This window comes from Faecalibacterium sp. 3, assembly GCF_048323735.1.
In the GTDB taxonomy this organism is placed as follows: domain Bacteria; phylum Bacillota; class Clostridia; order Oscillospirales; family Ruminococcaceae; genus Faecalibacterium; species Faecalibacterium wellingii.
In genome coordinates this window covers 1,121,893-1,147,540 of sequence record NZ_JBLWFN010000001.1, presented here as the reverse complement: position 1 = coordinate 1,147,540, position 25,648 = coordinate 1,121,893, and the positions used below count along the sequence as shown (strand labels likewise).

General features: G+C 59.9%; 21 protein-coding genes and 1 pseudogene. 16 read left to right on the top strand and 6 right to left on the bottom strand.

What is annotated here, in order from left to right; translation table 11 throughout:
* Window positions 1–130: 130 nt before the first annotated feature.
* Window positions 131–781 (bottom strand): HAD family phosphatase, encoded by a 651-nt coding sequence (locus tag ACNSPV_RS05355; protein WP_348584296.1) that lies wholly within the window; start codon window positions 779–781, stop codon window positions 131–133.
* A gap of 147 nt (window positions 782–928) precedes the next feature.
* On the opposite strand from ACNSPV_RS05355, the gene ACNSPV_RS05350 reads away from it, so the two are divergent.
* Both ACNSPV_RS05350 and ACNSPV_RS05345 read left to right on the top strand, forming a co-directional pair.
* A complete protein-coding gene (locus ACNSPV_RS05350; protein WP_348584298.1) occupies window positions 929–2,119 on the top strand; it encodes a patatin-like phospholipase family protein in 1,191 nt (396 codons plus the stop codon).
* Window positions 2,106–3,716, top strand: a complete 1,611-nt coding sequence (locus ACNSPV_RS05345; RefSeq protein WP_348584300.1) for a phosphoenolpyruvate--protein phosphotransferase — start codon at window positions 2,106–2,108, stop codon at window positions 3,714–3,716. Before ACNSPV_RS05350 ends, ACNSPV_RS05345 begins: the two co-directional genes overlap by 14 nt.
* A 487-nt stretch (window positions 3,717–4,203) precedes the next feature.
* Here ACNSPV_RS05345 and ACNSPV_RS05340 read toward each other — a convergent pair whose 3' ends face one another.
* From ACNSPV_RS05340 to prmA, 3 genes are all read right to left on the bottom strand, one after another.
* Window positions 4,204–6,333 (bottom strand): hypothetical protein, encoded by a 2,130-nt coding sequence (locus tag ACNSPV_RS05340; RefSeq protein WP_348584301.1) that lies wholly within the window; start codon window positions 6,331–6,333, stop codon window positions 4,204–4,206.
* 410 nt (window positions 6,334–6,743) lie between these two features.
* Window positions 6,744–7,487 (bottom strand): RsmE family RNA methyltransferase, encoded by a 744-nt coding sequence (locus ACNSPV_RS05335; protein ID WP_249237767.1) that lies wholly within the window; start codon window positions 7,485–7,487, stop codon window positions 6,744–6,746.
* Window positions 7,488–7,560: 73 nt separating this feature from the next.
* Entirely contained in the window at window positions 7,561–8,475 is a 915-nt protein-coding gene (gene prmA, locus ACNSPV_RS05330) for a 50S ribosomal protein L11 methyltransferase (protein WP_348584302.1), read from the bottom strand.
* 318 nt (window positions 8,476–8,793) lie between these two features.
* Here prmA and ACNSPV_RS05325 point away from each other — a divergent pair, with 318 nt between their 5' ends.
* The 10 genes and pseudogenes from ACNSPV_RS05325 to sstT all read left to right on the top strand — a co-directional run bounded on the left by ACNSPV_RS05325 (window position 8,794) and on the right by sstT (window position 18,645).
* Window positions 8,794–10,260: a PTS transporter subunit EIIC gene (locus ACNSPV_RS05325; protein ID WP_348584304.1), complete on the top strand. Its 1,467-nt coding sequence runs from the start codon at window positions 8,794–8,796 to the stop codon at window positions 10,258–10,260.
* Between the two features lie 176 nt (window positions 10,261–10,436).
* Window positions 10,437–11,036 (top strand): GNAT family N-acetyltransferase, encoded by a 600-nt coding sequence (locus ACNSPV_RS05320; protein ID WP_348584305.1) that lies wholly within the window; start codon window positions 10,437–10,439, stop codon window positions 11,034–11,036.
* Between the two features lie 299 nt (window positions 11,037–11,335).
* Window positions 11,336–12,229 (top strand): annotated as a pseudogene (locus ACNSPV_RS05315) (phosphate ABC transporter substrate-binding protein).
* Window positions 12,230–12,352: 123 nt separating this feature from the next.
* Window positions 12,353–13,264, top strand: a complete 912-nt coding sequence (gene pstC, locus ACNSPV_RS05310; protein WP_249237772.1) for a phosphate ABC transporter permease subunit PstC — start codon at window positions 12,353–12,355, stop codon at window positions 13,262–13,264.
* Window positions 13,257–14,114, top strand: coding sequence for a phosphate ABC transporter permease PstA (pstA, locus tag ACNSPV_RS05305; protein WP_348584306.1), 858 nt, complete (start codon window positions 13,257–13,259; stop codon window positions 14,112–14,114). Before pstC ends, pstA begins: the two co-directional genes overlap by 8 nt.
* A gap of 168 nt (window positions 14,115–14,282) precedes the next feature.
* On the top strand, window positions 14,283–15,050 hold the full coding sequence (gene pstB, locus ACNSPV_RS05300; RefSeq protein ID WP_348584307.1) for a phosphate ABC transporter ATP-binding protein PstB: 768 nt from the start codon (window positions 14,283–14,285) through the stop codon (window positions 15,048–15,050).
* 14 nt (window positions 15,051–15,064) lie between these two features.
* Complete coding sequence (phoU, locus tag ACNSPV_RS05295) at window positions 15,065–15,733, top strand: phosphate signaling complex protein PhoU (RefSeq protein ID WP_348584309.1); 669 nt, start codon at window positions 15,065–15,067, stop codon at window positions 15,731–15,733.
* Between the two features lie 252 nt (window positions 15,734–15,985).
* Window positions 15,986–16,375 (top strand): helix-turn-helix transcriptional regulator, encoded by a 390-nt coding sequence (locus tag ACNSPV_RS05290; protein ID WP_249237775.1) that lies wholly within the window; start codon window positions 15,986–15,988, stop codon window positions 16,373–16,375.
* A 171-nt stretch (window positions 16,376–16,546) separates the two neighbouring features.
* Window positions 16,547–17,050 (top strand): GNAT family protein, encoded by a 504-nt coding sequence (locus tag ACNSPV_RS05285; protein WP_348584311.1) that lies wholly within the window; start codon window positions 16,547–16,549, stop codon window positions 17,048–17,050.
* Window positions 17,051–17,397: 347 nt separating this feature from the next.
* Entirely contained in the window at window positions 17,398–18,645 is a 1,248-nt protein-coding gene (gene sstT, locus ACNSPV_RS05280; RefSeq protein WP_348585205.1) for a serine/threonine transporter SstT, read from the top strand.
* A gap of 199 nt (window positions 18,646–18,844) precedes the next feature.
* Here the strand turns inward: sstT and ACNSPV_RS05275 are convergent, their stop codons facing one another.
* Window positions 18,845–19,381, bottom strand: a complete 537-nt coding sequence (locus ACNSPV_RS05275; RefSeq protein WP_348584313.1) for an ECF transporter S component — start codon at window positions 19,379–19,381, stop codon at window positions 18,845–18,847.
* Window positions 19,382–19,848: 467 nt separating this feature from the next.
* On the opposite strand from ACNSPV_RS05275, the gene ACNSPV_RS05270 reads away from it, so the two are divergent.
* Both ACNSPV_RS05270 and ACNSPV_RS05265 read left to right on the top strand, forming a co-directional pair.
* Window positions 19,849–20,700, top strand: coding sequence for a transketolase (locus ACNSPV_RS05270; protein WP_348584314.1), 852 nt, complete (start codon window positions 19,849–19,851; stop codon window positions 20,698–20,700).
* 1 nt (window position 20,701) lies between these two features.
* The gene (locus tag ACNSPV_RS05265) at window positions 20,702–21,649 is read left to right on the top strand and encodes a transketolase family protein (RefSeq protein WP_339394559.1); all 948 of its coding nucleotides are present in this window, start codon (window positions 20,702–20,704) and stop codon (window positions 21,647–21,649) included.
* 77 nt (window positions 21,650–21,726) lie between these two features.
* Here the strand turns inward: ACNSPV_RS05265 and ACNSPV_RS05260 are convergent, their stop codons facing one another.
* Window positions 21,727–22,617 (bottom strand): LysR family transcriptional regulator, encoded by an 891-nt coding sequence (locus tag ACNSPV_RS05260; RefSeq protein WP_348584317.1) that lies wholly within the window; start codon window positions 22,615–22,617, stop codon window positions 21,727–21,729.
* A 202-nt stretch (window positions 22,618–22,819) separates the two neighbouring features.
* Between ACNSPV_RS05260 and ACNSPV_RS05255 the strand changes: the two genes are divergently transcribed.
* Window positions 22,820–24,883 (top strand): FAD-binding protein, encoded by a 2,064-nt coding sequence (locus ACNSPV_RS05255; protein ID WP_348584319.1) that lies wholly within the window; start codon window positions 22,820–22,822, stop codon window positions 24,881–24,883.
* Window positions 24,884–25,052: 169 nt separating this feature from the next.
* A complete protein-coding gene (gene trxA, locus ACNSPV_RS05250) occupies window positions 25,053–25,361 on the top strand; it encodes a thioredoxin (RefSeq protein WP_348584320.1) in 309 nt (102 codons plus the stop codon).
* The last annotated feature ends 287 nt before the right edge of the window (window positions 25,362–25,648 follow it).

The window sequence follows — 25,648 nt, the reverse complement described above, 5'->3', positions numbered from 1 at the left end:
AAACAGGAAAATGGGGGCACTGCCCCCTTGGGACAGTCCTGTTTATAATATCATACTCTTCTTGACGGCAAAAAGCAAGAGTAATACCCCTTTAATATGAAAAAGAACCGCACCCTGCGGCCCTTTTTTATTACACGGCGGTCCAGTCCAGCGCATCCCACCGGGGGAGGAACTGGCTGCAGACGCGGCGCATCTCCGGCTCGTCGGCGGCGGAGGTGGGGTCTGCGATGCCCACGACGTAAAATCCGGCCCCGTGCGCCGTGGAAGCAGCGTACACTGCATCCTCGCACACCGCACACCGGGCGGGGTCTGCACCGCCCAGACGGCTCATGCATTCAAAGAACACCTCCGGGCGGCTCTTGTGCAGCACGCCCTGCGCCTCCACGATGAAGGAAAAATACCCGGCAATGCCAAGGCGGGTGAGCACGGTGCGGCACTGGTCGGCCCAGGTGTTGGAGCAGATGCACATGCGGGCACCCTCGGCCTGCAGCTTTGCCAGCATCGTGCGCACGCCGGGCTTGAGTTCCACGGTCTCGTACAGCTCGGCGATCACCTCCCGCATCACGGCAAAGTAGCTCTCCTCGGTCAGCGGCAGATCGTATTCCCGGATCAGGTACCGTGCGCCTTCCTGCATCCCCATGCTCAGCAGGGTGGCACGCAGGTCGGCCCGGGGCGTGCGGCCGTAGCGGCGCAGCAGGGCGTCCGGCGCACCCTCCCATACCACGGTCATGCTGTCGGTCAGGGTACCGTCCATATCAAAGATCCATTGGCTGCAGTGCATGAGAATGCCTCCTTTAAAGTATCCTGACAAGTATACCATGTTTCTTAGCCGGGAGAAAGCCTTCAATTTACAAAAAAAGGGAGAAATTTCTCCGGAAATATGCTATAATCTGAACAAAACCGGAACCAATCAAAGGAGGCGGAGGCAATGGAAGAACGCAGTGTCCCGTGCAGGGCTCTGGTGTTGGCCGGCGGCGGTGCCCGCGGCAGCTATCAGGTGGGTGTGTGGCGCGCGCTGATGGAGCTGGACTGGCACCCGCAGATCATCACCGGCACCAGTGTGGGCAGCCTGAACGGTGCCATGTTCGTGCTGGACCAGTACGAAACGGCGCGGGACATGTGGCTGAGCATCCGCAGCAAGGACGTGATGGAGCTGCCGGAAGAGGATGCCGACCTCTCGGCCCTGCACCAGTTCCTGCGCAGTGTGGTGAAGGCCGGCGGCATGGACGTGACCCCGCTGGAGGAGATCGTGGAGCGGGTGCTGGACGAGGATGCCCTGCGCGCCGCACCCATCCGCTTTGGCCTTGTCACGGTGGAGCAGCGGGGCCTCAAGGCCCGGGAGCTGACGCTGGACGAGATCCCGGCAGGAAAGGTCAAGGACTACCTGATGGCCTCCGCCGCCTGCTTCCCTGCCCTGCGGGCGCGGGACATCGACGGGGTCAAGTTTCTGGATGGCGGCTACAGCGACAACATGCCCACCGGCCTTGCCAAACGGATGGGCGCAGAGGAGCTGGTGTGCGTAGACCTTGAGGGGGTGGGCATCACCCGCCCGAACCTCACCGGCCTGCCCACCGTCATGGTGCGCAGCTACTGGGAGCTGGGGGACATCCTGCACTTTGACCCGGACACCGCCCGCCGCAACATCGAGCTGGGCTACTACGACACCCGCCGCGCTATGGGATATCTGCGGGGCTGCGCCTATGCGGTCTCCTGTGACGCCCAGAGCTGCGCGGACGCTGCTGCCTTCCATGCAAAATTTGAGCGGGTGCAAAAGCAGGTGCGGGAGAAATACCCCGTCACCCTGACGGCGGACGCCGCCCTGCTGCTGGCCAACATGAAGGATGCGGACCTTGCCCCGCTGGAAGCTGCCGCCGAGGATGTGGGCGTGAGCCCTACCGGCTACTATACCACCCACACCCTGTGCGATGCGTTCCTTGCAAAGTGCGATCAGGCACGGATGCAGAGCTTTGCACCGCTGTTTGAGGGCAGCGCCGATGCGGCGCGGGCTGCACTGGCGGCATTGCTGCCCAATACCTTTCTGCAGGCGCTGGTCTGGCACACCCTGACCGCGCCGGAAGCGGAACTTTTGCCGGAGGTGAACCAGAATGAAGATCTATAAAGGTTTCTGTGCCTCGCCGGGCCTTGTGCTGGGTCAGGTGAGCCGGTTGGAGCACCATGTGGAGACCACGACCGTGGGCCCCTTTAAACCGTCCCGGGAGCTGCAGCTGCTCACCGATGCCATCCGCACCGCGCAGGACGAGCTGGAATCCATGGCAGACCGCGCTGCGCCCAGCGAGCAGGCCATCTTCCAGTTCCAGAGCATGATGCTGGACGATGAGGGCATGATGAACGAGGTGCGTTTCTGCATCAATGCGGGCGTTGGCGCCGCTGCGGCCATGAATCAGGTGGGCCAGCGCTACGCCGACCAGCTGGCCAACATGAAGGATAACCCTTACATGCAGCTGCGCAGCGTGGATATTCTGGACGCCACCCGGCGGGTCATCAACATCATCACCAACCGCCCCCGCATGTGGCTGGCGCTGGACCACCCGGTGATCCTTGCCGCAGAGCGGCTGATGCCCACCGACCTGTTCAGCGTGCCCTCCGGCATGATTTTAGGCATCATCACGGCAGAGGGCAGCGGCCAGAGCCACGCGGCCATCATTGCCCGGGCAATGAATATCCCGGGCATCGTGCAGGTGGGCCGGGATTTTCTGGACGACTGCGACGGCCGCACCGTGATTTTGGACGCCACCGGAGGCCAGTGCACGCTGGACCCGGACGCTGCCGCCCGCCAGCAGGCCGAGACCCGCATCTGCGAGCTGCAGCGGGAGAACGAAGAGATGGGGCAGCTGCATGCTCTGCCCAACAGGACAAAGGACGGCCAGCCCTTTGAACTGCTGGCCAACTGCTTTGGGCCGGAGGACATCGACACGGCCATGCAGTCCGGCGCACAGGGCGTGGGCCTGCTGCGCACCGGCTACATGATGCTGCCGGGCCGTATTCTGGACGAGCAGGAGCAGTATTTCTTCTACTGCTCCTGTCTGGCGGCGGCGCAGGGCCGGCAGGTGACCGTGCGCACCTTCGACTTTGGCTCAGACCGCACCATTTCCGACGCCTATCAGGGCCTGCAGTCCTCCAAGCTGGGGCTGCGGGGCATCCGCAACAGCCTGCGCCAGCCCCGCCAGTTCGAGACGCAGCTCTGCGCGCTGATGCGCGCCGCCGCCCGGGGCCCGCTGCAGGTGATGTTTCCCATGGTGACGACGGTGGAGGACTGGGACGCCGCCATGCGCGTGGTGGAGCGCTGCCGGGAGCATCTGCGGGAGCGGGGCGTGCCCTTTAAGGAGGATACCAAGTTCGGCGTGATGCTCAGTGTGCCTGCCGCCTGCCTGACGGCGGAGGAGTTCGTGGCGCACGGGGTCGATTTTCTTGTGGTCGGCACCAACGACCTGACCCAGTACACCCACGCCGCCGACCGTGAGCTTGCCAGCGCGGAGCACTACTACCGCCCGGCCAGCAGCGCCATGAAAAAGCTTATCACCATGGTGATGGACGCCGCCAGAGAGCGGGACGTGCCGGTGACCATCTGCGGCCTTGCGGTGGGCAACCCGGCCAACACGGTGCAGTATCTGCAGCTGGGCCTGCGCAGCTTCTCGGTAAGTCCGCAGAACCTTTTGAACGTGAAGAAAGCTCTGCGGGAAGCAGAGATCAAATAAAAACAGGGGCTGCTGCCGGAAAATGCAGCGGCTGCTTTCCTGCGCCCTCATCCGTCTGCTCACTGCGTTCGCATCCACCTTCCCCCGACCGGGTGAAGGCTTCAGCGCGTACGGTACAGTTTCTGGTCAACCGCAAAGCCTGTCGGTTTCAAAAGCCTTCACCCCTTGGGGGGAAGGTGCTGAACGAAGTGAAGCGGATGAGGGGTGATCTTCTGGCAGGCAAGTCGGAAATTAAGAAACAAAAAACAGGGGCTGCTGCACGCATGGATGTGTGCAGCAGCCCCCTTTGTTTGGGGAACCTGCCGTGCAGCTTGCGGAATGCACAGCAGGAGGAGATGGCTTTTAAAAATGGCTCCTCAGTTCATGCGGCGGTTCTTGCGGTCCAGCACAAAGCCTGCGGCCAGCAGGAACATGCCGCTGAGGGCAGTGCCTACCACCGCCAGCCAGTTTGCACCGCTTGCGGCCAGCACGGCAGAGGAGGCAGTGTTTACTGTGCCGTCACGTTGGCGATGACGTAATATTGGCAGCCGCTCGCCTTCACGGCCTGCTCATAGACCGTGCCCGCAGCGTCTGCAGCAGGGTGGATCATCAAATCGCCCACGTCCTCCGCCAGCTTCCAGTTTGCCTTGTCTGCCAGCAGAGACTCGACCTGTGCTTTTGCTGCCGTTGCGGTCTGCTTATCTGCCGAGAGCACCTTGCCCTGCAGGGCTGCCGGGGCAGCCTGTGCGGCGGCATCCCAGAAGATCACGCCGACCTCGCGCGTTTCAACACTGCCGGATTCCTCCGGGGTCAGTTTGGGCAGCACCACACGCTTGGTCTGGCCGCACTTGTCAATGCTGCAGACGTAGTCTGCATAGCCGTCCTTTTCCAGCGTAGGCTCCACGACCTTGCCCACCAGCTTCCAGTCGTGCAGGTCGCTGTTTTCCAGCTTGTTGATGTCAACAATTTCTTTGGGGTGCTCTTCCATGTACTTGCGGTTGTGGACGGTCTGATAAAGGGTGCCGAGGGTGTAACCGGTCAAATCTCCCTCATATTTGCTGAAAGGACCATATCCCGTAGTAGTAGACGAACCGTGGTTATACATCCGGACAATGACGCTGCCGTCTTCGCCGAAGGGAGATTTTCCGTCTTTGTCATAGCCGATGATATCGGCAGCACCATTACCGGTACTGATGGCGCTTTCCTGATCCAGCCAGCAGGACGCATTGACGGTGGTGTTGCCCGTGGTGCCGTTGATGGTAACGGTGACATCCTGCACTTTGTCGGAGTTGCCGCCGCCGATGGCAGATGCAAGACTTTTGTAGCAGTTTCCATTCCAGTAATCAATGTAGGATTTTCCGCCAATAGCAGTTACCGTACCACCGGTAATGGTGACCGTTGTTTTCCCCTGCTGGGAAGAAGCTCCGTTTCCGATCGCTGCTGCTCTGTAGGAGCCGACAGCCGTCACCTCAGCGTTTTCGGAGATGGTGACGCTGGTATCCACTAATTCCGGATGGTCGCCCCAGCACGAGCAACTATAGCCGGAACCGATCCCGGCACCGCAGTTAGCGCCCTTGGCGAAGACCTTCGCGTTGCCGGAAATTTCCACAGAGCCGCCGCGGTAAGGGCCACCGCCAATTCCGGCACCCTGATTTCCGCCGTAGGCGGTCACATCGGCATGGTCGGTAATGCGGATGTTTTTGCCTACGCCGTCGTCACCGCCGCCGATGCCGGCACCGCCGGAGTTTGAACCGGTTGCAGCGACCTTGGCGTTGCCGGAAATGGTGATGTTGGTGGCATTGCCGTCGTCACCGCCGCCGATCCCGGCTGCATAGTAGCCGCCCGCAGCAGATACATCAGCATTGCCGGTGATGGTGATATTGGTGGCATTGCCGTGACCAGTAGCGCCGCCGATGCCGGCACCGCTGTATTCCGGCTGATGATATTCTTCCTTCGTCTCGATGAGGGATCCCGCCTTGATCTGACCGCCTGTTATGGTGATATCGGAAGTACTGGCACAGGCATCCGATTCTTCTCCATCCTTCTTTTTGCGCCCGCCAATGCCAGCACCGTCATAGCCACCGGCAGCTATTAAGGTGCCGGTGTCGCCGCCGGTGGAATAGCCGGACCCGTCTTTTTCTTTTTCGGTGCGGTTGTCGTTGTTCAGATCATCCTTGATGGTCAGGGAACCATGACTTACATCATCGGCTTTTTCCAGACCTGCATGATAGTGTCCGCTGATAAGAGTATTATCCCCGTTCAGTTCGATTTCGGTATCGCCCTCTCCTTTGATGGTCATTGCGGCAGATTTGTTGTCCCACTCGTCTTTTTGGATATTCACATCCTGCAAGGTCACATTGGTGGTCTGATCTTTTGCCGTCTCCACCGTGATGGTATTTGAAGTCTGTGTGCCGTTGCTGGTGATGGTAACGCCGGTAGTGTCTGGGCGCACTTTTATATCTGTGTTCTCCTGCGTCACATAGGTGGTGCCGTTATCTTTGGTCTCTACCGTCACACTGCCCGTGTTCAGGTCGTAGGTATCCGCAAACGCCGCTGTGGCGATGGACGAGACCATGGCCAACAGAGCCGCCGTGGACAGCACCCGCAAGGCAAGCTGTTTTTTCACGTTTTTCCTCATTGCAAAACCCTCCAAACAAAAAAGCTTACAGAGACGCGAACGTTACCGTGAACGTTACCGGGAACGATACCGAAAACCGGCAAAAACCGGGATTTCGGGGCATAAAATCACATAGCTGCGCATTTTCATGCCCGGCGTCTCTTTGCGGCACAAGTATAGTGCTGTGCTGCGGAAAATGTCAAGATAAAATGCCGAATTTTCGGGGGGGGGGTGGGCAATTTTGTGAAACATGCATAAAAATAGCTGAGAATTTGCGACAGAATGACAGGACAAAGCTGCACAAAAATCCGGGAGATCTTTATACGGGGCAAAAAAATAAAAAATGGGCCCGGGAAAGCCCGCAGACTTTCCCGAACCCGTAGGTCAGAATTTTTCTTTTATGGAAGGTGCGCCGCCCGCCGGAGCCCCGGTTATTCCAGATCCCCGGTCAGTGTCATGACGGACGCAAGCACGGCCAGCGGGGCGGTCTCGCACCGCAGGATGCGGGGGCCAAGGCCCACTGTTCTGGCACCGGCCTTTGCGGCCATTTCGGCTTCCTCGGCGGCAAAGCCGCCCTCGGCTCCGGTCACGATGGCAATTTTCCGCTTTCTGCCGTCGGCAGGCGCGGTCTCTGCCAGCAGCTGGCGCAGGGGCGCGCCGCCGCACTCGTAGCAGAACAGCACAAGGTCATACTGGTCAAAGGTGCGGCACACGGCCCCGAAGTTCGGCAGCGGCAGGGCCACATCCGGCAGAACGCCCCGGCCGCACTGCTTGGCGGCTTCCGCTGCAATGCGGTTGTAGCGCTCGTTCTTCTGCTCCTCTTTTTTGGGCGCGGCCACGCAGTACCGGCTGAAGAAGGGGATGAAGTGGGCTGCGCCCAGCTCCACCCCGTGCTTGATGATCTGTTCCAGCTTGTCCTGCTTGGGATAACCGGCCAGCAGGGTCACTTCCACGCCGGGCTCGGCGGCGCTGGGATAGCCCGGCTCCACCCGGAACTCCACGCACTCGTCCCCAAAGCCGGTGATGGTGGCGGTGTATTCCACGGCGTTGCCGTCGCATAAAATGACAGTGTCGCCCAGCTTTGCGCGCATCACGCGGGCAAGATGGTGGGCATCGGCCCCGCGCAGGGTAGCGGTGCCGTCAGAGATCTCGGTGGTAAAATAACGGTGCGGCATTTTATCAATCCTTTTACATCTTATAGCTCGCCCTTCGGGAGAGCTGGCGCGTCAGCGCCTGAGAGGGTTCTCCTTACGCTTTCTTGCAGACGATGCACTCCCAGCCGCGCTTCTCCTTCACTTCCACAACGGCAAGGCCGGCCTTTTCCAGACCTGCGATCACTTCGTCCTTGCGGCTGTCGATGATGCCGCTGGCAATAAAGGTGGCACCCTCCGCCATCAGGCCCGGCACGGCGGGGGCCAGAGACAGGATGGCGTTGGCCACGATGTTGGCGGTGATGATGTCATATTTGCCGCTGGCCTTGTCCGAAAGGTCGCCCACCAGCACGGTCAGCTTGTCCTGCACGCCATTCAGGGCGGCGTTTTCCCCGGCGGTGCGCACCGCCACAGGGTCAATGTCCACGCCCTCGGCCACGGCAGCGCCCAGCTTCAGCGCCGCAATGGCAAGGATGCCGCTGCCGGTGCCGATGTCCAGCACCCGCTCGCCGCCGGTCACCCGCTCGTCCAGCGCTTCCATGCACAGGCTGGTGGTCTCGTGGCCGCCGGTGCCGAAGGCAAGGCCCGGGTCAAGGATCAGCTTTACCCGGTCGGTGTCGTACTGCTGCCACGAGGGCACCACCGCCAGCCGTTTGCCGATCTCCAGAGGGTGATAATACTTGCGCCAGCCGTTCTGCCAGTCCTCCTGCTCCACGCCCTCGGTCGCTACGGTGTAGGCGATGCCGGCGGCTTCCATGCGGGCGGCAATGAGGGCCAGCGTCTCCACGGGAGAAGCGCCCGGCTCCAGATACATATGGATGATAACGGTGTCGCGGGGCTTGTCCAGCAGCTCCTGCTCGATCAGATCCACATGGGCGATCTCGGCCACCTGCTGCTCGATGTCGCTGTAGTCTTCGATATAAATACCGCCCTCGGCGATCATGGTGGCAACGGCTTCGGCGTTGTCGGCATCGGCCTTGGCCACGGTCAGGCGGATATCAGTCCATTCCATAAAGTAAACCTCCTTCGGTTCCCGGCTTTTCTTATAATAGTATAGTACCCGATTCGGCTGTGGGATGCAAGCCTTTGGGCAAAATGTACGCAAAAAGAAAGGAATTTTCAACATAAAAACGGTACGCGTGCGGAAAAACCAAAAATTATCGACTATAAAGCCGGTAAATAAGGACTTTTGACGCATTTTGATAGAAAAAATGAGAAAGGGGCTTTCTTTTCTTTCAAAAATATGTTACTATTCTATTACGGAATTATGGACGGCCGACAACCAGAGGCGTCTGTAAACACAAACATTTCTTAAGGAGGAATGTGCTTTATGATGAAGTATCTCCAGAAACTGGGCAAAGCATTGATGCTCCCCGTCGCGGTCCTGCCGATCTGCGGCATCCTGATGGGTCTCGGTTATGCCCTTGCTCCGGGCGTTATGGGCGTTCCCGGTGCTGCAACCTCCGGTGCAGCTTACACCGTTGGCTTCCTGCTGGTCAAGGCAGGCGGCGCTCTGATCGATAACATGGCATGGCTGTTTGCCATTGGTGCCGCTGTCGGCCTTGCTGACAACGACGGCACCGCAGGTCTGGCCGGTCTGGTCAGCTTCCTGATGATGCAGCAGCTGCTGAACCCCGGCGTGGTCGGCATGGTCCGTCACCTGGAAGAAGGCACTGCTACCTACATCGCCTTCCAGAAGGTCGCCGGCAACTCCTTCATCGGCATTCTGGCCGCTGTTGTGGGCGCTGCCTGCTACAACAAGTTCAAGGATATCCAGCTGCCTGACTGGCTGGCATTCTTCTCCGGCAAGCGCTTCGTTGCAATCGCTACCGGTCTGATCTCCATTCTGGTGTCCGTTGTTCTGCTGTTCGTCTGGCCCGTCATCTTCGACGCTCTGGTCGCAATCGGCAACGGCATCGCTGGCATGGGCGGCATCGGCGCTGGCATCTACGCCTTCCTGAACCGTCTGCTGATCCCCACCGGCCTGCACCACGCTCTGAACAACGTGTTCTGGTTCGACACCATCGGTCTGGGCGACCTGTCCCACTTCTGGGCTGGCGAGACCTCTGCTGATGTGGGCTGGAGCCTTGGTATGTACATGTCCGGCTTCTTCCCCTGCATGATGTTCGGTGTCCTGGGCGCTGCTCTGGCTATGGTCAAGACCGCTAAGAACAAGAAGGCCGCCATCGGTCTGGTTCTGTCTGCTGCAATCTGCGCATTCGTCTGCGGCGTTACCGAGCCGTTTGAGTTCGGCTTCATGTTCCTGTGCTTCCCGCTGTACGTTGTGTACGCTGCTCTGTACGGCATCTTCACCGTCATCACCTACTACTCCGGTTTCCGTGCTGGCTTCTGCTTCTCTGCAGGCGCTACCGACCTGGTGTTCTCCGCTTCTCTGCCCGCAGCTGCCAAGACCTGGATGATCATTCCTCTGGGCATCGCAGCCTTCGTGGTGTTCTACGCAGTGTTCTACTTTGCCATCACCAAGTTCGACCTGAAGACCCCCGGCCGTGAGGACGAGGACGATGAGGCCGAGAAGAAGGTCGTTCTGGCAAACAACAACTACACCGAAGTTGCTTCCGCTGTTCTGGCTGCTGTCGGCGGCAAGGAGAACGTGAAGGACGTTGGCTACTGCGCAACCCGTCTGCGCTTTGAGGTCAAGGATAACGCAAAGGTGGACGAGAAGGCCGTCAAGGCTGCTGGTGCTGCCGGTGTCATCCGTCCCAGCAAGACTGCCTGCCAGGTGATCATCGGCACCAAGGTCCAGTTCGTGTACGACGAGCTGAAGAAGATGCTGTAACACAAGGCATTCCATCTGACCCGATGCGGGAGACTGGTTGATCCCGCACCATCATAAAACTGCCGCCGGGAGACGGGACTCAGCTGTCCGCTCCCGGCGGCTTTTTGCGTTCCCGCACGGAGTATGCTATACTGGAAGCAGCAAAACAGGGCGCACCTGCCCGGGAGGAGAAAGCGATGAGCAAAACGTACAACTGGCGGAAACTGAACGAAAAAGAGCTGACGCGGGTCTATCTGGACGAAATGCGGCGGGACTTCCCGCCCACGGAGCTCAAGGCCCTGAGCATGATCCTGAACAGCGAAGCCAACGGCACAGCCCACACATGGGGCGTGTTCGACGGCGAAACACTGGCGGCGTACCTGCTCATGGTGCGCCCGGCGGGCAGCAGGGTGAGCCAGCTGGATTACTTTGCCGTGCTGCCGGAATACCGTGCTGCAGGGCTGGGCGCGCAGCTGCTGGCCGACCTGCCGCAGCACGAGCGGGGTGCACAGGCCATCCTCATTGAGGCCGAATGCCCGGATAAGGCGGAGGACGAGGCAATGGCGGTGCGGCGGCTGGGCTTTTATGCCCGGTGCGGGGCCCGGGACTCCGGCTTCACCGAGCATCTGTTTGATGCATGGTTCCGCATTCTGGTGCTGGACTGCCCGGGTGCCGGTACCTTTGCGGACCGGCAGGCCGTGGATGCCCTGGTGGACTGCTACCGCCGCACCATCAGCGAGACCGAGTGGCAGAAGTACGTGCAGTTCTACTGCCCGGACGGAACAAAATACTGCTGAGCAGAAGGCGCTCCATGGAGGGCGCCTTCTTTTTTTGTCACTTTGCCCAGCCGGAAAATGGCATTTTCGGCATATTTATCCTGTTTGTAAAATCCGAGTGCAGGTTTTTCATCCCGGCTTTACGCAGGCTTGACACGGCCGCCGGAGCCTGTGCAAAAGCTTTACCTCCATTTTGCGCGTACATGGTCGCAGCGCGCACGGCGGTGCGGTACAATAAGGCCGTTCCCAAGGAAAACACAGAGAAACAAGAAAACATCGGCCGGAAATGCATTCCGGCATTTATTGGAGGAAAAAGGGTTATGAAAAAGATCACTCGTCGTTCGTTTATCACTGTCTGCGGCGCTGCTGCTGCAGCGATGGCTCTGACCGCCTGCGGCGGCGCAGCCTCTTCCACTGTGGCATCCTCTGCTGCAGAGTCCACCTCTTCTTCTGCCGCTGCTGAAACCGCTGCGGGCACCCTGTCCGGCAATGTGGCTACCGGCGGTTCTACTTCCATGAAGAACGTCATCGCTGCCCTGACCGAGGGCTTTGCCGAGGTGGAGCCGGGTGTCACCGTCAGCTACGACCCCACCGGTTCCGGCGCAGGCATCACCGGTGCTACCGATAAGACGCTGGACATCGGCCTGTCCTCCCGCGCCCTGAAGGACGACGAGAAGAACGACGTGGACGGCACCATCGTGGCTCTGGATGGCATCGCTATTGTTGTCAACAAGGCCAGCTAGGTGGCAGACCTGACCGTAGACCAGCTGAAGCAGATGTTCACCGGCGAGATCACCAACTGGAAGGATGTGGGCGGCGATGACGGCGAGATCGTTCTGGTGGGCCGCGAGGCCGGTTCCGGCACCCGCGATGGCTTTGAGAGCATCGTGGACGTGAAGGACAGCTGCAAGTACGCACAGGAGCTGACCGCTACCGGCGCAGTCATCAGCGCTGTGGAGGCCAACCCTCTGGCCGTCGGCTACGCTTCCCTGTCCGCTGTGGGCGACACCGTTGCCATGGTCACTGTGGAGGGTGTGGAGTGCAGCGAGGATACCGTCAAGGACGGCAGCTACAAGATCCAGCGTCCCTTCGTGTTCGTCACCAACAAGAGCGTGACCCTGTCGGAGCAGGCACAGGCCTTTGTGGACTTTGCCACCAGCAAGGATGCTGCCGACCTCATCCGCACCGCAGGCGCTGTGCCGGTGAACGAGTAATTACCGGGTGGTTTGCCGGGGAGTTTCCCCGGTGAACCGCCTGCCCTGCATCTGAACAAGAGAGCTGCCGCGTCGGGCTGCCGTTTCTGCGGGCCGACGCGGCTTTTATAAAGGATCTCCGCTATGAACAAAAAATCCTATCTGAGCCGGGTGCGGCTGCCCCGCACCCCCGCCGAATGGCTGGAAGCGGTGATGAACTTCATCTTCTTCCTGTGCGGTATGCTGGCGGTGGGCTGTGTGGTGCTCATCTCGGTGTACATGGTGATCTCCGGCGTGCCGGCCATCCACAAGATCGGCCTGTTCCAATTCCTGTTCGGCACAAAGTGGGCCTCCACGGCAGCCCAGCCGCTGTTCGGCATCCTGCCCTTCATCCTGTCCAGCATCTACGGCACGCTGGGCGCTGCAATCATCGGTGTGCCCATCGGCCTGCTGACGGCGGTGTTCCTCTCCAAGGCCGCCGACCCCAAGCTGCGCACCGTGGTGGTCACCGCCATCGAGCTGCTGTCCGGAATCCCCAGCGTGGTGTTCGGCCTGCTGGGCATGCAGGTGCTGGTGCCTGCCGTGGCAAAGACCTTCGGCAAGGCTTCCGGTGCCTGCCTGCTGAGCGCTATCGTGGTGCTTTCCATCATGATCTTGCCCAGCATCGTGTCCGTGTCGGTCACGGCACTGAACGCCGTGCCGCCGGAGTATGAGCAGGGCAGTCTGGCACTGGGTGCCACCGACACCGAAACGTGGTTCAAGATCAGCATCCCGGCTGCCAAAAGCGGCATTGCCGCAGGCGTTGTGCTGGGCATCGGCCGTGCCATCGGCGAGGCCATGGCGGTGATGATGGTGGCAGGCAACAGCCCCAACATGCCGGACAGTCCCTTCCGCAGCGTCACCTTCCTGACCACCGCCATCGCCAAGGAGATGAGCTATGCCGGCGGTCTGCAGCGGCAGGCGCTGTTCAGCATTGCGCTGGTGCTGTTCGTCTTTATCATGATCATCAATGTTGTGCTGAATGTTGTGCTGAAGGGAGGAAGCCGGGATGAATAAGGGCCTTTCGCCTTCCCGTCAGATGTGGAACCGGGTCATGACCGCACTGGTCTGGGCCAGCGCCGTGCTGGTGATGGTGCTGGTGGCCGGTATCATCGGCATGGTGCTGGTGCGGGGCATCCCCCACATCAGCTGGAAATTCCTTTCCACCACCGCCAGTGTGCTGAAAAAGACCGACGGCATCCTGCCTGCCATCCTCAACACACTGTATGTCATTGCGCTGACATTACTGATCGTACTGCCGCTGGGCGTAGGCGCGGCGGTCTACCTGACCGAGTACGCCTCCAACCGGCGGCTCATCGAGGTCATCGAGTTCACCAACGAAACGCTGGCGGGCATCCCCAGCATCATCTACGGTCTGGTGGGTATGCTGGTGTTCAGTCAGGCGCTGGGCTTCCAGACCTGTCTGCTGTCCGGTTCGCTCACGCTGGTGGTCATGAACCTGCCCACCATCATCCGCACCACGCAGGAATCCCTCAAGACGGTGCCGCAGGGCTACCGGGAGGGTGCCATGGGTCTGGGTGCAGGCAAGTGGCACATCATCCGCACCATCGTGCTGCCCTGCAGCATCGACGGCATCGTGACCGGCTGCATTCTGGCTGTGGGCCGCATCGTGGGCGAAAGCGCCGCCCTGCTCTTCACTGCCGGTGCCGCAGAGGTCATTGCCAAGAGCGTGGCCAAAGCCTACACCTCCAACGGCGCCACCCTGTCGGTGCTGCTGTACCTGCGTGCCTTTGAGGACGGCGATTTTGCTTCGGCCTGGGGCATCGGTGCAGTGCTGCTGGTGCTGGTGCTGGTCATCAACCTTGCGGCGCGGCTGGCAAAGACTAAGCTGAAACAGAAACAGTAAAAAGAGAAGAAACCCTCTCAGTCATTGCTGCGCAATGCCAGCTCCCCCGAGGGGGGGAGCTAGAGTGGTGCTGACCGGCAGATGATCAAAAGCTCCCCCTTCGGGGGAGCTGGCACGCCGTCAGGCGTGACTGAGAGGGTTCGTTCCAATTCAACAATGAGGTACTCTATGGAAAACACGAATGTGCCGGTGATATCGGCAAAAGACCTGAACCTCTGGTACGGCGACTTCAAGGCGCTGAAAGGTATCTCGCTGGACGTGGGCGAGCGGGAGATCACTGCTCTCATCGGCCCTTCCGGCTGCGGTAAATCCACCTTTCTGAAAACCCTCAACCGCATGAACGACCTTGTGCCGAATGTGCGCATTGAAGGCGATGTGCGGCTGAAGGGCGAGGACATCTTTGCCCGGGAAATGCAGCTTACCGACCTGCGCCGCCGGGTGGGCATGGTGTTCCAGAAGGCCAATCCCTTCCCCATGAGCATTTACGACAATATCACCTACGGCCCCAAGCTGCACGGCGTGCGCAATAAGGCTGAGCTGGACGAGCTGGTGGAAAGCTCTCTGCGGGGTGCGGCCCTGTGGGACGAGGTGAAGGACCGCCTGAAAAAGAGCGCGCTGGGCCTTTCCGGCGGCCAGCAGCAGCGTCTGTGCATCGCCCGTGCACTGGCGGTGAAGCCCGAAGTGCTGCTGATGGACGAGCCCACCAGCGCACTGGACCCCGGCTCCACCATGAAGGTGGAAGAGCTGATGAGTGAGCTGAAGAAGAACTACACGGTGGTCATCGTTACCCACAACATGCAGCAGGCGGCCCGTATCAGCGACCGCACCGCCTTTTTCCTGCTGGGCGAGCTGGTGGAAGTGGATCCCACGGCGCAGATCTTCAGCGCACCGCAGGATAAACGCACCGAGGACTACATTTCCGGTCGGTTCGGTTAAAGGAGGAAACAGCTATGAGTATCCGTAAACAGTACGACACCGATCTGGAATCGTTGAAAAAATCGCTGACCGAAATGGGCCGCAACTCTGCCGATGCCGTGGAGAACGTTCTGGAAGCGCTCTGCGTCGCTGACGCCGATGCAGCTGCGGCCATCGTGAAGGGAGACGCCCGCATCAACAACATGGAGCGGGATATCGAGCACCGCTGCATGACCCTGCTGCTGCGTCAGCAGCCGGTGGCGGGCGACCTGCGCCGCATCTCCACGGCCATGAAGGTGGTCACGGACATCGAGCGCATCGGTGACCATGCCGCCGATATCGCCGAGATCATCCCCCACCTTGTCACTGTCCGCAAAGAGGGCGACCCAGCGGTAAGTCAGGCCATTGCCATGGGCAAAAAGGCTCACCAGATGATCCTGGATGCCCTTGCCGCCTTGACGGCAGAGGACGAGCTGGCGGCGCGCAAGGTCATTGCCGCAGACGACGCGGTGGACTACGATTTCAACGCCATCAAGCATCAGCTGGCGCAGGAGATCGCCGAAGACCCCGGCAAGGTGGACGCAGCGCTGGATCTGCTGATGGTCATCAAGTATCTGGAACGCATCGGCGACCACGCCGTGAATGTGGCCGAGTGGGTGCAGTTTGTGCGCACCGGCCGCTATAAGGACGAGAGCATGTTCTGAGCATTTCCCTTCCTCATTTTTGAGGGTTCGTGTTTTCTTTATTTCTCCTGAAAAAGGCCGTTTCTGCCTTGTGCAGAGGCGGCCTTTTTCTGCAGGACGAAAATTGACTAAAAATTTTTTAGCTTTCTGCAATATTCCGGTGCGTCGGTTCGTATCTGAGGTGTAGGGCGGCAGGAGCCGCCATTCCCTGTGCGGCGGGCGTCCGACATCCCCCAGTCCCCGCCCGCCGCACCCTTTACGGAGGAAACGCAGATGACACAGACGAATCCTATCCTGCCGGAAGTCAGGGCCGGAACGGTCAGCCGCGAAGCGCTGGTGCAGGCGGCACTGAAAGAGATCACCCAGAACTACCGGGAAGCCAGCCTTTCCAACGTGGCGCGGGAGTATGGCGTTTCGCTGGCATACGTCAGCGAGTGCGTGCGTGCCGAGACCGGCCGCACCTATAAGGAATTGCTGCAAAAGCACCGTATGGAGACCGCTGCCCGCCTGCTGCGCCGCAGCGACATGAACATCCAGCAGATCATTTCTCTGGTGGGCTACGAGAACACCAGCTATTTCTACCGCCTGTTCCACGAGCGCTACGGCCTCAGCCCCCGGGAATACCGGCTGGTGCGCACGGGCCATACCCGCACCAGTGCATGAACCACAGCCTGACCAGACAAAACAGGGCACAGCAGACGCCGTGCCCTGTTTTGTCGTTTCGGAACGTTTTATGGCAGATCGATGCAAAAAACTGGATTTTTATGGAAAAATGGAGTACAATAGAACCATTCTAGCAGCGTCGGTGCGGCGCTGTCGAAAGAGGTGGAATGAATGTTTCGTGGAGCAGTGAGAGGGGATCTGCCCCAGATCCTGAAGATCTACGCCCATGCACGTGCAGTCATGAAGGCATCGGGCAACCCGACCCAGTGGGGGGATGATTTCCCGCCGCAGGAATTGCTGGAGGAGGATATCGACTCGAACCGGTTGTTCCTCTATGTGGTCAACGGCCAGATCGAGGCCGTGTTTGCCTTTATTCTGGGAACGGACCCCACCTACGCCGTCATTGAGGACGGTCAGTGGCTGGACGATACCCTGCCCTATGGCACGGTGCACCGTCTGGCATCGGCCGGCAAACAGAAGGGCGTGGGCAAGGCCGTGCTGGACTGGAGTCTGGAGCACTGCCAGAGCCTGCGTGCGGACACCCATGCCGATAACAAGATCATGCAGCATCTGCTGGAAAAGAACGGCTTTACCCGCTGCGGCGTCATCCATGTGCGGGACGGCTCGCCCCGCTTTGCCTACCAGAAGCTTGCGCCCACCCAGCCGCTGCGCTGAAAACAGAGTACACCCCCAAAGAGCCCCGGTCTGCGGATGCAGAGCCTGCCATGCAGGACTGCGCACGCAGGCTTTTTTGTTTGCCCCCGCTCGCTCCGCCCTGCGCCGCTCGACGGTGACGGAGAGAACAAAGCCGCGAACGACCAAAGCTGTCCTTGCCACAAATACAGATCGACGGAAAAACCCCATGGGCACCGACCTGAACGCAAATTTGTGAACGAAAAATGTCTGAAAATGCTTTCATTTCTCTGCCGTGTGTGCTATAATAACACCCGTCCTCGTGTAAGAGACAGGAAACTGTGCGCCAATGGCGTACAATAGGAAAGAGGAGTGTCTATATGAAAACGTTGAACAAGGCAGTTGCCCGCTACAACGGCATCAGCCTGATCGTTCGCATCCTGATCGGTCTGATCATCGGTGCGGTGCTGGCTCTGGTGGCCCCCGGTGCAGGCTGGGTGGGTGAACTGGGCAGCCTGTTCGTTGGCGCACTGAAGGGCATCGCCCCGGTGCTGGTGTTCGTGATCGTGGCAAGTGCTCTGGCACAGGGCTCTTCCAAGCTGGACCGCCGCTTCGGCACGGTCATCTGGCTGTACATGCTCACCACCTTTCTGGCTGCGGCCATCGCAGTGGTGACCAGCTTTCTGTTCCCGGTCACGGTCGTGCTGGCAGACGCTGCCCAGTCGGACGTGGTGCCGCAGGGTCTGGGCGAAGTCATGGGCACCCTGCTCACCAACTTTGTGGCAAACCCCGTCAGCGCCATCATGAGCGGCAACTACATCGGCATCCTGTTCTGGGCCTGCATGTTCGGCGTGGCCATGAAGAAGATCGGCTCTGACACCACCAAGACCTTTATGGCAAACACCGCCGATGCGGTCTCCCAGATCGTGCGCTGGATCATCAATCTGGCTCCCTTCGGCATCATGGGTCTGGTCTACACCAACGTTTCCGGCAACGGCCTTGCCATCTTTACCCAGTACGGCAAGCTGCTGGCCCTGCTGGTGGGCACCATGCTGTTTATGGCCCTCATCGTCTCCCCCTTCATCATGTTTATCTATCTGGGCTGCAACCCCTATCCGCTGGTGTTCCGCTGCCTGCGTGAGTCCGGCCTGACCGCCTTCTTCACCCGCAGCTCCGCCGCCAACATCCCCGTGAACATGGCCCTGTGCGAAAAGCTGGGTCTGGACAAGGATATGTACTCCGTCTCCATCCCGCTGGGCGCTACCATCAACATGGACGGTGCCGCCATCACCATCACCATCATGACGCTGGCCGCTGCCAACACCTTGGGCATTCAGGTGTCTCTGGCTGCAGCCATCGTGCTGAGCGCCATGAGCGCTCTGGGTGCCTGCGGTGCTTCCGGCGTGGCCGGCGGTTCCCTGCTGCTGATCCCCATGGCCTGCTCCCTGTTCGGCATTTCCAACGATGTCGCCATGCAGATGGTAGGCGTCGGCTTCATCATCGGCGTGGTGCAGGACTCTGTGGAGACTGCCCTGAACTCTGCCGGTGACGTGGAGTTCGCTGCTACGGCAGAGTACCATCAGTGGCGCAAGCAGGGCAAGCCCCTGCCGGAGTTCCTGACCGGTAAGAAGAACTAAAAACTTGTTTTTGAATTGCGAACCAGCAAAGCTTACGGACTTTGCTGGTTCGTTTTTTATAGAACAAACTTAAAATTACGGCCCCTCCTGTGAAAAAACAGAAGAGCAGCGGCCGCAGCCGCTGCTCTTCTGTAATAATAAAAATAAAATTTCCGCTGTTTATGCCCAGAGCAAAGCGGAGGGCATTCTAAATAGTAAGTCAATCGATGACCTTTGCCTTCTGCAAAGCCACCAAAATCAGCGGGATGAGCACCAGCTGTGCCACGATGCCCGGCACGGCGGTGAGCAGCGCGCCGGACAAAAACGCGCTGAACGGGAAGGACGAGCCGGTGAGGCCTGCCAGCACAAAGCGGACGGCACCCCACACCAGACGTCCCGCCACCATGGCGGTGACGAGAGAAGCGTACATCATGGGAACGGTGTGCTTCACCTTGCGCCAGAGCACGCCGGACACAAGGCCGTAAGCGGCCAGCTCAAAGGCCATGGAGATGGCGATGGGGAACATGGGCGGCATGCCGAACAGCACCGAGCGCACCAGCGGAGCAATAAAGCCCACGGCAAGGCCCCATGGGCCGCCCAGCACAAAGCCGCACAGCAGAATGGGAAAGTGCATCGGGCACAGCATGTTGCCCACCTGCGGCACATGGCCGGTGACCATGGGCAGCACAAAGGCCAGTGCAAGGAACAGTGCAGCCAGCACAAGGCTGCGGGTGGTGGAACGGGGGTTGGTTTTCATAAAAAAGCTTCCTCCTTTTGCCAGATAAAAAAGGGGCCTGCCCGGCTTGCAAGCCAAAGGCAGACCCCTTCGTGGCGTCTGTAAAAATTAAGATGGCAGGGCCTGGACCGGCCCGCCGCGCCGCGCACATGCGCAGCGCGCAGATGGAGCGGATGCTCCGCACAAATGGAGAAAACAGGCTTCTGCCTGCGCATCCGGCTTCCTGCCGGAATCTGTGAAAAATATAGCAGATGCCTCTGGCTTTGTCAAGATACGGCAAAAAGCCTGCAATTTGACCAAAAAGCGGCAAATTTCCATGAATATTTCCCCGCGTATGTACATTTTGCATGAAGAAGCTTGACCTTTTTGCATAGAATAGCTAATATAAACTTGAAAAAGAGCGCGCTGCGGGCAGCAGGACTGCACCGGCGCTGACGAAAGGCTTTTTTGAACATGTGCAAATCTGAGGTTCATACGGGAGGACCATCATGACAAATGCAGAAAAACTTACTCTGGCCAAGCACGCCTGCCACATCCGCATGGGCGTGATCGAGGGCACGCACAGCGCAAAGTGCGGCCATCCGGGCGGCAGTCTGGATATCGCCGAGCTGCTGAGCTACCTCTATTCTGTGGAAATGAACATTGACCCGAAGGACCCCAAGATGGCCGACCGCGACCGTCTGGTGCTGTCCAAGGGCCATGCTGCACCGGCACTGTATGCAGCGCTGGCAGAGCGCGGCTATTTCCCGGTGGAAGACCTCAAGACCCTGCGTAAGATCGGCAGCTATCTGCAGGGCCACCCCAACATGAACGAGACCCCGGGCGTGGATATGTCCACCGGCAGTCTGGGTCAGGGCATCTCTGCCGCCTGCGGCATGGCACTGGGTGCCAAGCACGCCGGCAAGCCCATCAACGTCTACACCATCGTGGGCGACGGCGAGGTGGAAGAGGGCGAGTGCTGGGAAGCCTTTATGTTTGCCGCACACTACGGCCTTTCCAACCTGTGCGTTGTGCTGGACCGCAACCATCTGCAGATCGACGGCACCACCGAGACCGTGATGAACAGCGCCCCGCTGGAAGAGAAGCTGAAGGCCTTCAACTTCAATGTCGTCACCATCGACGGCCACGACTACGACCAGATCGAAGCCGCCATGCAGGCGTTCCATGCAGAGACTGTAAAGCCCACCTGCATCATCATGGACACCACAAAGGGCAAGGGCGTTTCCTATATGACCAACTCTGTGGACTGGCACGGCAAGGGCCCCAACGATGACGAGTACAAGATCGCAATTGAGGAACTGAACGCCGCATACGCCGCGCTGGAGCAGGAGGAAAACTAAGATGGCAGATGTGAAGAAGATCGCTACCCGTGAAAGCTACGGCAACACCCTGAAGGAGCTGGCCGCAGAGGGCCACGAGGATCTGGTGGTGCTGGACGCAGACCTTGCCGCTGCCACCAAGACCGGCATGTTCCGCAAGGCTTACCCGGACCGTCACTTTGACTGCGGCATTGCCGAGGGCAACATGATGGGCGTGGCCGCAGGCCTATCCACCATGGGCTACGTGCCCTTTGTTTCCAGCTTTGCCATGTTCGCCGCCGGCCGCGCCTTCGAGCAGGTGCGCAACTCCATCGGCTACCCCCACCTGAACGTGAAGATCGGTGCCACCCACGGCGGTATCTCGGTGGGCGAGGACGGCGCTTCCCATCAGTGCTGCGAGGACTTTGCCCTCATGCGCAGCATCCCCGGCATGACCGTGATCTGCCCGGCAGACGATGTGGAGGCCCGCGCCGCTGTGCGTGCCGCCTACGAAATGGAAGGCCCCGTCTATCTGCGCTTTGGCCGTCTGGCCGTTCCGGTGTTCCACGATGCCGAGAACTATCACTTTGAGATCGGCAAGGGCGAGCAGATCACCGAGGGCAGCGACATTGCCATCATCGCCACCGGCCTGATGGTCAACGAAGCCCGCATGGCTGCGGAGCAGCTGGCTGCTGAGGGCATCCACGCCCGGGTCATCAACATCCACACCATCAAGCCTCTGGACGAGGAGATCGTCCTCAAGGCTGCAAAGGAGTGCGGCAAGGTCATCACTGCCGAGGAGCACAACGTCATCGGCGGTCTGGGCGAGGCTGTCTGCGCCGTGCTGAGCGAAAAGCTGCCCACGCCGGTGCGCCGCGTAGGCGTGCAGGACGTGTTCGGCTGCTCCGGCCCGGCATGGGACCTGCTGAAGTTCTACGGTCTGGATGCTGCCACCATCTGCAAGACTGCCCATGAAATGCTGGGCAAATAAAACTGTCGGAATATTATAAGAGCTGAAGGGCTGCTGCACGTTCGTTCAAAAGGATGTGCAGCAGCCCCTTTTTGCATTCATTCTTCGCCCAGCAGCTTTGCACGGCTGGCGTATACAGCGGTAAATACCTCCCGCAGCCGTTGGATCTCGGGACGCGGGTCGTCCCGCAGAGTCAGCAGACAGGTGTCCGGCAAAGGCAGCTGCAGCGGCAGATACCATGCCGCCGGAAAGGCCGGGTATTTCATCGGGCACAAAAACATGCCGCGCCCGGCAAGCAGATCGTTGTAAACACACTCGTAGTTTTCCACCATGTGCCAGCTTGGTGCGGAAAACGGCAGGCCGGGCTGAACAACGGCAAGATCCACCATTTCCTGATACAGCGGCTCATAAAACAGCTGCTGCCCGGCAAGATCAGCCAGCGTCAGAGTGCTGCGCCCTGTGAGCGGGTGCTCCGGCGATACGATCAGGTAAAAGGTGTTGTGCAGGATGGGGGTGCGCTCGATCTCCGGCTGCAGCGGCCCAAAGGGCAGATAGAGGGCTGCGTCTGCCTCGCTGCAGAGCATTTCGTGGGGGTTGCGTGACACGGGCCGAGTGTCCACCGCAAACTCATATCCCGGCAGCGCGGCGTGCAGCCGTGCCATCAGGATGGGATAAATGGGGTCCCGCTGCAGCAGCACCGGCGGCAGGCGCAGGGTCAGTGTGTGCCGCCGGGCAAAGCCCTTCAGTGCGGTGCGGGCGTTCAGGATGCTGCGATAGATCCCCTCCGCCTGCGGCACAAAGGCCCGGCCTGCTTCGGTCAGCGCCACGCGGGTGGTGCTGCGCTCAAACAGGGCCAGATCCAGCTCCTTTTCCAGACTGCGGATCTGGTAGCTGAGGGCGGGCTGGGTGCAGTACAGCTCCCGGGCGGCTGTGGTAAAATTCAGGGTCCGGCTCACGGTGAGAAAACACAGCAGCTGGTGGTCGTTCATCCGAAAAAAGCTCCTTTCTGTGCAGGGGAAGATCCGTCTGCTCTCAGTATAGCATGGCAGGAGCCAGTTATAAACAATTTTTATTGGCATGGCAAAATTTTTTTGTTTCCCTTTTACTTCGTTATATTTTATACTAAGTGCGGCGCGGGAAAAACTCCCGCAGAGACGAAGAGAAAATGATGAGAAGAAAGAGGAAATCCAAATGGAAAAGATCTCCCGCAAAGGCTTTTTGAAGGTCGCCGCTGCTGCCGCCATGAGCGGCGTCACCGCCGGTGCACTGGCTGCCTGCAACTCCGCAGCTTCTTCCAGCACCGCCGCTTCCGGTGATGCCATCTACACCGCCGGTACCTACACCGGCACGGCCACCGGCATCGGTGAGGTGAAGGTGACCATGACCTTCAGCGAGACCGCCATCACCGAGGTGGTCATCGATGCTTCCAACGAGACCGAGAGCATCGGCGGCGTGGCTGCGCCTACCCTGCAGGAGGCCATCATGGCCGCACAGGGCACCGAGATCGACAACATCTCCGGTGCTACTGTTACCACCAACGCCGTCAAGAAGGCGGCTGCCAGCTGCATCGAGCAGGCCATGGGCGTCAAGGCAGACGGCGCAGACAGCTCCGCTGCCGCTTCGGAGAACGACTGGCTGGGCACCGAGCCGGAGATCGACGAGAGCAAGGTCACCAAGACGGTGGACGTGGATGTGGCCGTGGTGGGCTGCGGCATTGCCGGTGTGGCAGCCGTGCGCAGCATCGCCGAGGACGGCGGCAAGGTAGCAGCCTTTGAAAAGGCTGACGGTCCCCAGTGCCGTAGCGGCGAGTATGCCGTCATCAACGGCAATGTGCAGGCCAAGTGGGGCCGCAACACCTGGACCCGTGAGCAGATCGACGAGATCGTGGATTCTCACATGGTGGAAAGCACCTACCGCTGCAAGCGCTCCATTATGAGCAAGTGGGCCCACAACATCGGCGATGCCTTTGACTGGTGGGTGGAAGCAAACCCGGAGCTGTACTACGCCGAGACCACCCGCAGCGCCATCCCTGACGAGAACGCAAATAACTTCCTGATCCCCATTTTCTACCCGCTGCCCGAGAACTACGACTGGAAGCAGGAGCGCTTCCCCTGCTACCCCACCTCTGTGGAGTTCCTGCCCAACCAGTCCGTCACCGTCAACGCCAACATGCAGAAGGCCGTTGACACCGGCAACGTGGAAACCTTCTACGGCTGCTTTGTGGAAAAGCTCATCATGGAGGACGGCCGCTGCGTGGGCCTGTATGCCCGCGATGCTGCCACCGGCGAGTACATCAAGTGCAACGCCGCCAAGGGCGTCATCCTGTCCACCGGCGATTACTCCCAGAACACCAAGATGCTGCAGCATTTCTGCCCCGAGGTCATTGAGAACAACATCCAGTGCCTGTTCACCAATGTGGACGTGGAGGGCAGCTTCACCAATCAGGGCGACGGCATCCAGCTGGGCATGTGGGCAGGCGCTCAGGTGCAGCAGAGCCACGCACCCATGATCCACCATATGGGCGGCGGTGCCGACCTGTCCGGTGTGGGCGTCATGGGCAACGCAGGCTTTTTGAATCTGGATCTGAACGGCAAGCGCTTCATGAACGAGGACCTGCCCGGCCAGCAGCTGGAAAACCAGATCGAGCTGCAGAAGAACCGCGAGAGCTGGCAGATCTTCGACTCCAACTGGCCCCAGCAGCTGCCCTACATGCCCGCAGCCCACGGCGGTGCCTGCTACTACGAGGACTACGCCAGCGAGGCAGAGGGCCCCAAGAACAACACCACTTACCGCAACTACAAGAGCCCCTATCAGCTGGAAGCAGCCGTGGCCGACGGCCGCGCCGTCAAGGCCGACACGCTGGAAGAGCTGGTGGCAAAGATCTACCCCGATGACACCGCTGCCCAGCAGACCGCTCTGGAGTCCATCCAGCGCTACAACCAGCTGGCAAAGGACGGCTACGACGAGGACTTCCACAAGCCCGCATCCCGCATGTGGGCGCTGGAGAACGGCCCCTTCTACGCCGACAAGTTCACCACCGCCCTGCTGCTGGTCTGCATCGGCGGTCTGGAGAGCGACGAGAACTGCCACACCTTCGACGCCGACCGCAACGTGATCCCCGGCCTGTATGTGGCAGGCAACGTGCAGGGCAACCGTTTTGCCACCGAGTACCCCATCGGCCTGAAGGGCGTCAGCCACTCCATGGCCATGTACTACGGCTACGTTGCAGGCAAGAACGCCATGCAGGAAGTCTGAGCCTGACCGCACAATAACATAACCATTCCCCGCCCGGAGCAGTATTCTTTCTTCCTGCTCCGGGCTTTTTTGCGCCCCAATGTGACCCGGTTACGGAAAAGCCCCGGCATTTGGGGTATACTGATGCCATAAGAACAACCACGAACGAACCCTTTCAGGAGGTAGAAATATGGCAGTTGTTACGATCACGAAGGAAAATTTTGAGCAGGAGGTGCTGCAGAGCGCAAAGCCCGTCCTGCTGGACTTCTGGGCCAGCTGGTGCGGCCCCTGCCGGATGCTCAGTCCTATTGTGGACGAGGTGGCCGAGGAGCGCACCGATGTGAAGGTGGGCAAGGTGAATGTGGACGAACAGCCGGAGCTGGCCGGGGAGTTCGGCGTCATGAGCATCCCCACCCTGCTGGTGTTTGAGCAGGGCAAGCTGGTGCGTCAGGCCGTGGGTGCCCGCCCGAAGGCCGGTGTGCTGGACCTGCTGGGATAAAATCTGCCTGAAAAGGAGCTGCTGCATTCGGTGCGGCGGCTCCTTTTTTCCTGCGCTCTGTACAAACGCACAGAAAAATCGTGTCATAAAACAGAAAACACTGGCACTTTCCTACTTTACAACTTTATCTTGATAAAGTAAAATAACAATAGAACCAATTCCGTATGGAAAAGGCGCGGAGGTGCCGCGCAAAGGATCGCCGGGCAGTGGGGCCCGGCGGATGAGATAGAGGAGTCGAAAAGTGCCGGAGAACGCCGGCGATGGATGTAAGAAACAGGGGGAACCGA